The sequence below is a fragment of the Saccharopolyspora sp. 7B genome (assembly GCF_020177435.1).
Taxonomy (GTDB): domain Bacteria; phylum Actinomycetota; class Actinomycetes; order Mycobacteriales; family Pseudonocardiaceae; genus Saccharopolyspora_C; species Saccharopolyspora_C gregorii.
This window is the reverse complement of record NZ_JAIUKC010000138.1, coordinates 20,891-30,581: the sequence shown is the minus strand read 5'-3', so window position 1 is coordinate 30,581 and position 9,691 is coordinate 20,891. Positions and strand designations below refer to the sequence as shown.

The window sequence follows — 9,691 nt, the reverse complement described above, 5'->3', positions numbered from 1 at the left end:
CCCTCCGGGAGCAGCTCGCCGCGCTCTGACCGCCTGCCCCCGAAGCTCGTGCCGCGCGGCCCCGGGGGGGGGGGGCCGCCCGGGTTCCCCCGTCCGCGGGGGGGGGCGCGGGGGGGGGCCCCCGCGGGGGCGCCCCCCGGCGGGGGGGGGGGGGGGGGGGGGCCCCCGGGGGGGCCCGGGGGGGCGGGGGGGGGCCGGGGCCCCGGGCCCGGGGGGGCGGGGGGGGCCCCGGGCCCCCCTAACGGGCGCGCCCGGGTCCCCCCCGGGTAACCCGGCAGACGGCCACCGCGGCACCCGGGACCGGGCGCCGCGGTGGCCGCAGGAGCGGGGCGAGGCGGCAGGTGCCACCTCGGCCCGCTCCGGCATGACCGCCGGATCGCGATCCGGCGGAGGTGCGGCCCCGGTCTCCCGGCCTGGTCGGGAAGCGGGGTGGGTACCTCGGTGCAAGGAGCGAACGGGCGCGCCCGCCCGTTCGGGGAGAGGCGAGAGGAAAGGATGGCCGGCATGCGTGCGGTCGTCGTCGAAGGACCCGGTCAGATCACGGTCACCACGGTGCCCGATCCCACCCCGGGCCCGAACGATGTCGTGGTGGCGGTGGATGCCTGCGGGCTCTGCGGCACCGACCTCCACCTGGTGGACGGGGAGATCCCGGTGGTGAACTACCCGATCACCCCGGGCCACGAGCTGGCCGGCCGGGTGGTCGCGGTGGGCAGCGAGGTCACCCGCCTCGCCGAGGGCGACGCCGTGGCGGTGGACCCGTCGCTGCCCTGCGGGGAGTGCCGGTACTGCCGCAAGGGCAAGGGCAACCTGTGCGAGCCGTGGCAGGCGATCGGCATCAGCTCGCCCGGTGGTGCGGCCGAGTACGTCCAGGTGCAGGCCAAGAAGTGCTACCCGCTGCCGGAGGGCATCTCGCCCACCGCGGCGGCGCTGATCGAGCCGCTGTCCTGCGCGGTGCACGGGCTGGACAAGGCTCCGCACGACCTCACCGACGACGTGCTGATCTACGGCGCGGGCACGATGGGGCTGCTGCTGGCGCAGCTGCTCAAGCGCGCCGGGGTGCGCAGCCTGTCGGTCGTGGACCGCAGGCAGGACCGGCTCGCGGTGGCCGAGTCGATGGGCGTGAGCGCGATCGCCACCGACGCCTCCGCGCTGGACGAGGCGGCCGAGGGCTGGGACCTGGTGGTGGACGCCACCGGCGTCATCGCCGCCATCGAGGACGGGCTGGGCCGGGTCCGCAAGGCGGGCACGTTCCTGCAGTTCGGCGTCGCGGACGCGGCGAAGACCGCGAACTTCTCCCCGTTCAAGGTCTACAACGAGGAGATCACCATCGTCGGTTCGATGGCGGTGCACAACAGCTTCGACCGCGCGCGGGACCTGCTGGTCGCGGGGGCGATCGACTCGGACGCACTGATCACGAACACCGCGGGCCTGGACGACTACGCCGCCGCGCTGGAGGAGTTCCGCACCGGCACCGGTCTGAAGACGCTGGTCCTGCCCTCCCAGTGACGGCTTCCGCCACCGCCCGGCCCACCCCCGTCCTGCCGGGCGGCGGCGGACACGGGGTCCGCGCACGCGGGCCCACCGGGTGGACGGCCCAGCGGCCCGCACCCGCGAACGGGCCGTTCACCGCCGCGTTGACGGCGGAGCCGTCGCAGGCCCTGCCGCGCTCACCACGACGCCCGGAGCCCGGGGGTGCGGCTAGGGCGTGGAGTCCGCGGCGGGGGAGCGGCGCTCGGGCGGCGCGATCACGTCCACCTGGGTCACCTGCGCGGTCCGGCCACGGCCCGCTTCCCGGTCCGCGCGGTCCTGCTCCGGCGGGTCCGCCGGCCCGGACCCACGCCGGAAGCGGTTCAGCCCCAGCGGGTCGAACCGCACCAGCGACAGCCCGGCGAGCACCGCGGCGCCGACCCCGACCGCGACGAACGGCCAGTTGTACATCGCCTGCTCGCCGTCCGGGTAGTAGGCCAGCACCAGCACCACCGAGGAGCCCACCACGTAGGACAGCGCCCGCGGCGTCCACCGCAGCGCGCAGCCCAACGCCAACCCCCAGGTCAGGTACCACGGCAGCACCACGGGCGAGAGCAGCGCGGCGGCGAGCAGCGCGATCGCGGCCCGGCGCACCGCGGTGGTGCCGCCTTCCTGCGCGCGCCACCACTGCCAGACCAGCACCCCGGCCAGCGCCAGCGAGCCGAGCGTGCGGCCGACCTCGACGAACGGCCCGCGGTCCACCTCGACGAACAGCGACACCGAGCTGTGCACGGCCTGGCCGATGCCGGTCGGCGCGGACAGGTAGTTCACGATCATGCCGGGCGCGGAGAGCGCGGGCAGCCAGCCGAACCCGACCTTGGCCAGCGCCATGCAGGCGGCGAACACGGGCACGAAGATCGCGACCGAGGCGGTGCCCGCCCGCAGCAGCTGCTGCCAGCGGTTGCCCGGCAGCCGCGCCGCCCAGATCCACACCAGGAACGGCAGCGCCACCCCGGCGGTCGCCTTGATCGCCATGGCCAGCGTGACCAGCGCGATCCCGCCCGCGTGCCGGCCGCGCAGCACGAGCAGCGCGCCCATCGCCAGCAGGCCGATCATGAGCATGTCGTTGTGCGGGCCGCCGACCAGGTGCACGACCGTCATCGGGCTGGCGGCGACGAGCCACAGCGCGACCGGCAACCGGCCCCCGAGTTCGCGGACCAGACCCGGCAATGCGAAGATCAACATGACCAGGCCGCAGAGCAGCACCAGGCGCATCACGATGACACTCGAGATCATGCCGTCGCCGGCGATCAGGATCACGCCCTTGGCGATGCCCATGAACAGCGGCCCGTACGGGGCCGGGGTGGTCTGCCACGTCGGGTGCACGTTGTCCGGGATCGGCCCGGTCAGCGTCGAGGGCCCCACCGCGTAGGGGTCGATGCCGTGCAGCGCGAGCAGCCCTTGGCCCAGGTAGCTGTAGACGTCCCTGGTGAACAGCGGCGGCGTGATCAGCATCGGCAGGATCCACGCGGCCGTCGCCGCCAGCACGCCCCGGGAATCCACCAGCTTCGCCAGCACCCCGCGGCCCAGCCGCACCCACGCCCAGACCAGCACCCCGAAACCGGTGTAGAGCACGGCCAGCGCGAGATCCCGGCCGTGGCCGTAGCGCATCGCCGACAGCGGACCGGAGCCGAGGATCGGATCGTGCACGAGCACGCCCGCGCCGCCGAACGAACCGGCCAGCAGCAGCAGCGAACCGATCGTCCCGAGGGCGATGGTCCGCAGCGGTAATCGGCCGCCGCGGGCGCTCAGGTCGCGCGCTGCCTCGCCGGTGGGGCGATCAGTGCTCGGGGCTGGGGATCCGGCACCGCGTCGGGCCCGGTGGGCCTCGGCCGCGGCGCCCGGTCGGGTGGTCGGACTCGGGGGCATCGTGCGCTCCATGTTTCCACACGGTGATCCGCCGCCGGGCGGGACCGGGCCCGGTTGACCACTTCGTGATCAACCGGGCGCCGGTGCACGCGCGGTCGAATCCGGGTCACAGCGCGGTGACGCCGACCGTCGAGCCCGGCTCCACCTTGCTCCCCGCGAGCGGCAGCTGGCCCAGGATCAGGCTGTCGGGGCGCTCGAAGAACGAGTGCACCTCCAGCGTCAGGCCCAGTGCCGCCAGCTCCTGCTTCGCGTCCTCGGTGCGCTTGCCGTTGAGGTCGGGCACGGTCACCGCGTTCGACAGCACCACGCCCACCCGGGGCTTGCCGGAGAGCTTCACGACCGTCTCCGGCGCCGGATCGGTGGTGATCACGTGGTCGCCCTCGACGTTGGAGTCGAACTGCCTGCCCGCCTCGTACGGTTCGAACCCGGCGGCGGCGAGCGCGGCGAACGCCTCGTCCTTGCTCGCCCCGGTCACGTCCGGCACCGGCACCGGCGGCGGGCCCTTGCTGACCACGATCCGCACCGTCGAGCTGATCGGCAGCTCGGTGCCCGGGCCGGGGTCGACGCTGAGCACGGCGCCTTCCGGGACCTCGGTGTCGTACTGGTCGGCGGAGGAGTCCCGCTCGGGGCGCAGCGACGCGTCGCGCAGCGCCTGCTCCGCCTGCTCCAGCTCGGTGCCCTTGGCGATGTCCGGCACCTTCGGCCTGCCCAGCGACACCACCAGGTCCACCGACTGCCCGCTGAGGATCCGCGCGCCCTGCTTCGGCGAGGAGCTGATGACGGTGCCCGCGGGCACCTCGTCGTCGAGCTGCCGGGTGATCTCGGCGCTGAGGTCGGCGCCGCGCAGCACCTGCTGGGCGACCTCCTCGGTTTCGCCGACGACCCGCGGCACCTGGATGTAGCGGCCGCTGCCCATCCACCAGGCGGTGCCGCCGAGCAGGCCCGCGACCACCAGGATCGCCAGCGTGATCAGCGCGAACCGGCGGCCGCCGCGCTTGCGCTCCTGCTCGTGCCGCTCGGCGGGCGACGGGCGCACCGCCGCGATCTCGTGCGTGGTCTCCTCGGGTTCGGGTGGCCGCGGCATGGCGCGGGTCCCGCGCGGCCCGCCGGAGGGGCCGTAGGCGTCGGGCACCGAGGCCTCGGTGATCGGGGCGATCCGCTCGGTCGGCGGCCCGCCCGGGTCGGCCGAGACCATCTCGGTGCGCTGCTCGGACACCGGCACCGGGACCGGTACCGGGCGCAGCCCCAGCTCCGCGCTGATCCGCTCCAGCTCGCGCAGGAACGCCGCGGCGTCGTCCGGGCGGCCCGCCGGGTCGCGCCGGGTGGCGCGCAGCACCAGGTCGTCGATCGCGGGCGGCAGCTCCGGGGTGATCTCGCTCGGCGGCGGGACGTCGGCGTTCACGTGCTGGTAGGCCACCGACAGCGCGGTGTCCCCGGCGAACGGCGGGCGCCCGGTCAGCAGCTCGTAGAGCACCACGCCCGCCGAGTACACGTCGGTGCGCGCGTCCGCGTCCCCGGTCGTGACCTGCTCCGGGGACAGGTAGGCGACGGTGCCGAGGATGACGTTGCCGGTGGTGCTGCCCGCCGATGCGGTCGCCCGCACCAGGCCGAAGTCGGCGACCCGCACCGAACCGTCCAGCCCGACCAGCACGTTCTCCGGTTTGATGTCGCGGTGCACCATGCCCGCGTGGTGCGCGGCGGCCAGCGCCGAGAGCGTCGGGCGCAGCACGCTCACGGCCATCGGCAGCGGCAGCACGCCCTGCTCCAGCAGCACTTCGCGCAGCGTGCAGCCCTCCACGAGCTGCATCACCAGGTACACCCGGTCGCCGTCGACCTCCCGGTCCACGCCCTGGTCGTAGACGGCGACGACGGACGGGTGGTGCAGCCGGGCGGCGGACCGCGCCTCCAGCTCGAAGCGCTCCACGAACGACGGGTTCGCCGAGTAGTGCGAGTCCATCACCTTGAGCGCGACCGGCCGGTCCAGCCGGGTGTCCAGCCCGCGGTAGACGACGGACATGCCGCCGCGCGCGATCACCGAATCCACCCGGTAGCGGCGCTCCAGCATGGCTCCGACGAGCTCCGAGCCGCCGCCGGGTCGTGTTCCAGGAGTCATGGTGTGTCCGCCAACCGCAGGGATGTCCGCTTGCCTGCGACGATTGTTCCAGGGCTCGCGGACCGCGCCTCCGCCCGGTGGGCTACGGCGCGCCGCGCCGGTCACCGGATCGATGATGACCCTTCCGGGGCACGCTCCCGATGGGCCGTTGTGGCATCGTGTTCGGGGTGAGTGCTATCCCCGCTGCCCCGGATGTGCTTGCTCCAGATGTGGAGATGACACCGCTGCCCGACGTCGCAGAACGTCTGGGCCTGGTGGTGACCCGGGTGCACCAGCTGATCCGTGACGGCCACCTGCTCGCCATGCGTCGCGACGGCATCCTCGTCGTCCCCGCCGCGTTCCTCACCGAGACCGCGGTGGTGAAGGGGCTGGGTGGCACGATCACCCTGCTCCGCGACAACGGCTACAACGAGGACGAGATCCTCACCTGGCTGTTCACCCCCGACGATTCGCTCCCCGGCACGCCCATCGAGGCGCTGCGCGGCGACCGCGGTCGCGAGGTGAAGCGGAGGGCGCAGGCGATGGGCTTCTAGGCCGCCGCCGCGGGCGCCACCGGCCCCCGCGCGTTCCGGACCGTCGGCGTCCGGAGAGATCGACCACAGCCGACACCCGTTCCACTCCGATGCCGGGTCGCTCCCACGAGCGGCCCGGCATCGTCGTTCTCGCAGGGCAGCGCGAGGGCTCCGCGGTGGAACACGTCGGAGGGCCCTGGAGTTCGTTCACCTGATGGGCCCCGTGATTGAAACGTGATTTCACATTCGGATGTTCTCATGGTGGAGAACTCGGATCGCATCGCCGCGCCCGCTCCCGTGCAGCCGCGGCGATCGGGCGCGCCCGGAAAGAGGAGGCAGGCAAGCAGTTGCGCCCGTTCACCACGGTCTGGAGCGCTTTGATCCCGGCAGCGTCCTCGTACCTGCTGCTCACCATCTCCGCCGCCCTGTTCGCGGTGGTCGTGCGCAGTCGCAGGTTCACCGTCGTCCCCGCGCTGCTGGTCTCCGCCGTGGACGCGGTGCTGCTGTACTCGCTCTTCCTCGTCGGCTACCTGGTGGCGGCGCCGCAACCGGCTCCTGCGGGCGTCGCGGTGCGGCTGGTGCCCGGAACCGACCTGGGGGCGGCGCTGCAGGCCTCGCCCGGGGACCTGCTGCCGTGGTTGCAGCTGGTGGGGAACCTGCTGCTGCTGGCGCCGTTCGGTGCGCTGGTGCCGGTGCGGGTGTCCTGGTTCGGCGGTTGGGGCCGGATCGCGGCCGGTGCGCTGGCGGTCACCTGCGGCATCGAGTTCCTGCAGTACACCGTGCTCACCGGGCGGGTGGTGTCGGCCGACGACGTGCTGCTCAACGCCTCCGGCGCGCTGCTCGGCGCATTGGTCACCCGGCCGTGGTGGGGCCGGTTGCCGCGGACGCTCACCGCGGCCCGCCCGCTCCGCGCACGGCACGCGCTGCGGCCGCAGTACGCCCGGTGATGCGCCGCCGAATCGGCGCGCCGGAATTCCGCACCGCGAATCGGCGGGCGTTAGAGCGGAATTCGCGGGAATCACGCGGAATGCACGGCGGGAGCCGCCGAGATCAACCGGTGATCCGCCGCGCGGCCAGCTTCCCGGAGATCAGCACCGGCGGCACCCCCACCCCCGGCGTCGTCCCCGACCCGGCCAGCACCACGTTCTCCGGATCGCGCAGCAGGTTCCGCGGCCGGAACGGCCCGGTCTGGGCGAAGGTGTGCGCCGCCGAGAACGGGGTGCCCGCCGCGTGTCCCTGCGCCGCCCACCCGGCGGGCGTGACGACGCGCTGCACCTCGACGGACTCGGCGAACCCGTCGAAGCCCCGCGCCTCCAGCACCGCGAACAGCTCGTCCCGGTAGGCCGGGCCGATCCGCTCCCAGTCGAACCCGGCGGTGCGCAGGTTGGGGCACGGGGCCAGCACGTAGTGCAGCTCGCGGCCCGCCGGGGCCAGCCCCGGATCGCTCGCCGTCGGCCGCGTCACCAGCAGCGACGGATCGCTCATCAACCGGCCGTCCCGGATGATCTCGGTGAAGGTGCGCTCCCAGGCCGCGCCGAACGAGATCGTGTGGTGCTCGGTCCCCGGCCAGGAACGCGTCGTCCCCGCGTGCACCACCACCGCCGACGGCGACCAGCGCAACCGCCGCCGCTGCCGCCCGCCGAGCAGCCGGTGCACCACCGGCAGGTCCGGGGTGAGCACCACCGCGTCCGCCGGGATCCGCTCCTGCCCGGCGTGCACCGCCACCACCCGGTCGCCGCGCCGCTCCAGCCGCCGCACCTCGGCGCCGTAGCGGAACCGGACCCCGGCCGCGGCCGCGGCGTCCGCCAGCGCGGTCGGCAGCGCGTGCATGCCGCCGCGCGGGAACCACACGCCGCCGACCGTGTCCATGTACGAGATCACCGCGTACAGCGCCAGCGCCCGCCGCGGATCCAGCCCCGCGTACAGCGCTTGGAACGAGAACACCCGCCGCAGCCGCTCGTCGCGCAGGAAGCTCCCGATGGCCGGGCCGAGCCGGCCGAAACCGCCCAGCGCGGCCAGCCTGCCCAGCTCCGGCCCGACCAGGTCCAGCGGCGAGTCGAAGTTCGCGTCGATGAACCGGCCCATCTCGGCCCGGTGCACCTCGGTGAGCCAGTGCCGCAGCCGCCGGTACCCGGCAGCCTCGGCCGGGCCCGCGAACCGGCGCACCTCCTGCTCCATCGCCGCGCCGTCGGTGTGCACGTCCAGCGCCGAGCCGTCCGCGAACCGCGCCCGGTACGCCGGGTGCAGCGGGATCAGCTCCAGCCGCTCGGCCAGCGAGGAACCCACCGCGGCCAGCGCCTCGTCCACCAAATCCGGCATGGTCAGCACCGTCGGACCGGTGTCCACCCGGTAGCCGTCCAGCTCCAGCAGGCCCGCGCGCCCGCCCGGCAACGGCTCCCGCTCCACCACCGTGACCGAACGGCCCGCACCGGCCAGGTGCAGCGCGCACGCCAGGCCGGCGAGCCCGGCGCCCACGACGACGACGTGCTCGGTGCGGCCCGGGACGCGGCGCATCAGTGGGTCCGGTCGGTGACGGCCTCGGCGAGCTCCGCGAGCCGGGTCGCGGCCGGTTCGGCCAGGTCCGCCTCGCGCAGCGTGCGGTGCGCGGCGGCGGTGAGCTGCGCGATCCGGTCCTCCACGGCCTGCTGCGCGCCCAGCCGCACCAGCACCTCGCGGGCCGAGTCGATCCGCTCCGGCGAGACGTCCGGATCGCCGAGCACCGCGCGCAGCTCGGCCGCCCGCTCCTCGTCACCTCGTTCGCGGGCCACCCGCAGCGCCTCCGCGACGAGCAGCGTGCGCTTGCCCTCCCGCAGGTCGTCCCCGGCGGGTTTGCCGGTGACCGCCGGGTCGCCGAACACGCCGAGCAGGTCGTCGCGGAGCTGGAACGCCACCCCGATGTCGTGCCCGAAGCTCTCCAGCGCCGCCAGCACCGCGGCGTCCGCTCCCGCGATCTCCGCGCCCAGCTGCAGCGGCCTGGCCACGGTGTAGGACGCGGACTTGAGCTCCGCGACCCGCAGCGCCGCCTCCGGGGTCTCGTCCCCGCGGACCTGGCTGAACACGTCGAGGTACTGCCCGGCGAGCATCTCGGTCCGCATCGCCCGCCACGGCCGCAGCCCGCGGGCCAGCTGCTCCGGCTGGAGCCCTGCGCAGTGCAGCATGTCGTCGGCCCAGGCCAGCGCCAGGTCGCCGAGCAGCACCGCCGCGCTCATCCCGAACTGGGCGGCACCTCCGGCCCAGCGCTCCCGGTGGTGGGCGTGGGCGAACTCGCGGTGCACCGTTGGGCGGCCGCGGCGGGTGTCGGATTCGTCGATCAGGTCGTCGTGCACCAATGCGCAGGCCTGGACGAGCTCCAGCGCGCTCGCGGCCCGCAGCATCGCCTCGGCCGCCGGGCCCTCCGCGGCACCGCCGGCCGCCCGCCATCCCCACCACGCGAACGTCGGGCGGATGCGCTTGCCACCGCCGAGCACGAAGCGGCTCACCTCCCGCGCCGCGGCGGCGAACCCGCCGTCGAGCTCGGTGCACTCGGCGAGCCGCGATTCCAGGTGTTCGGCGAGGGTGCGTTGCACCTGACCGGGCAGATCGGAGTCCACGGCGTCCTCGGTGGTCGTGTCCGCGGGGGTGTTCAGCTGCGGTGCGGATTCCTTGATGGGCACGGGCACCATCCTGCGCG

General features: G+C 74.6%; 7 protein-coding genes. 3 read left to right on the top strand and 4 right to left on the bottom strand.

Going from position 1 to position 9,691, the window contains the following annotated elements:
* Positions 1-504: 504 nt before the first annotated feature.
* Positions 505-1,506 (top strand): zinc-dependent alcohol dehydrogenase family protein, encoded by a 1,002-nt coding sequence (locus tag LCD33_RS21235; protein WP_224955334.1) that lies wholly within the window; start codon positions 505-507, stop codon positions 1,504-1,506.
* Positions 1,507-1,698: 192 nt separating this feature from the next.
* Here LCD33_RS21235 and mptB read toward each other — a convergent pair whose 3' ends face one another.
* Both mptB and pknB read right to left on the bottom strand, forming a co-directional pair.
* On the bottom strand, positions 1,699-3,396 hold the full coding sequence (mptB, locus tag LCD33_RS21230; protein WP_224955335.1) for a polyprenol phosphomannose-dependent alpha 1,6 mannosyltransferase MptB: 1,698 nt from the start codon (positions 3,394-3,396) through the stop codon (positions 1,699-1,701).
* Positions 3,397-3,502: 106 nt separating this feature from the next.
* Positions 3,503-5,509 carry a Stk1 family PASTA domain-containing Ser/Thr kinase gene (pknB, locus tag LCD33_RS21225; protein ID WP_224966421.1) on the bottom strand — a complete coding sequence of 669 codons (2,007 nt, stop codon included), beginning with the start codon at positions 5,507-5,509 and terminating at the stop codon, positions 3,503-3,505.
* A 167-nt stretch (positions 5,510-5,676) separates the two neighbouring features.
* Between pknB and LCD33_RS21220 the strand changes: the two genes are divergently transcribed.
* Complete coding sequence (locus LCD33_RS21220; protein ID WP_224955337.1) at positions 5,677-6,042, top strand: Rv2175c family DNA-binding protein; 366 nt, start codon at positions 5,677-5,679, stop codon at positions 6,040-6,042.
* Between the two features lie 356 nt (positions 6,043-6,398).
* Positions 6,399-6,968 (top strand): VanZ family protein, encoded by a 570-nt coding sequence (locus tag LCD33_RS21215; RefSeq protein ID WP_224955338.1) that lies wholly within the window; start codon positions 6,399-6,401, stop codon positions 6,966-6,968.
* Positions 6,969-7,071: 103 nt separating this feature from the next.
* Here the strand turns inward: LCD33_RS21215 and crtI are convergent, their stop codons facing one another.
* Together crtI and LCD33_RS21205 are read right to left on the bottom strand one after the other, a co-directional pair.
* Positions 7,072-8,535, bottom strand: coding sequence for a phytoene desaturase family protein (crtI, locus tag LCD33_RS21210; protein ID WP_224978192.1), 1,464 nt, complete (start codon positions 8,533-8,535; stop codon positions 7,072-7,074).
* On the bottom strand, positions 8,535-9,683 hold the full coding sequence (locus LCD33_RS21205) for a polyprenyl synthetase family protein (RefSeq protein WP_374201634.1): 1,149 nt from the start codon (positions 9,681-9,683) through the stop codon (positions 8,535-8,537). Before LCD33_RS21205 ends, crtI begins: the two co-directional genes overlap by 1 nt.
* Positions 9,684-9,691 lie beyond the last annotated feature (8 nt).

Excerpts from the sequence above, each read along its gene's own strand:
- LCD33_RS21235 (WP_224955334.1), top strand. The coding sequence starts at position 505 with ATGCGTGCGGTCGTCGTCGAAGGACCCGGTCAGATCACGGTCACCACG.
- mptB (WP_224955335.1), bottom strand. The coding sequence starts at position 3,396 with ATGCCCCCGAGTCCGACCACCCGACCGGGCGCCGCGGCCGAGGCCCAC.
- pknB (WP_224966421.1), bottom strand. The coding sequence starts at position 5,509 with ATGACTCCTGGAACACGACCCGGCGGCGGCTCGGAGCTCGTCGGAGCC.
- crtI (WP_224978192.1), bottom strand. The coding sequence starts at position 8,535 with ATGCGCCGCGTCCCGGGCCGCACCGAGCACGTCGTCGTCGTGGGCGCC.
- LCD33_RS21205 (WP_374201634.1), bottom strand. The coding sequence starts at position 9,683 with ATGGTGCCCGTGCCCATCAAGGAATCCGCACCGCAGCTGAACACCCCC.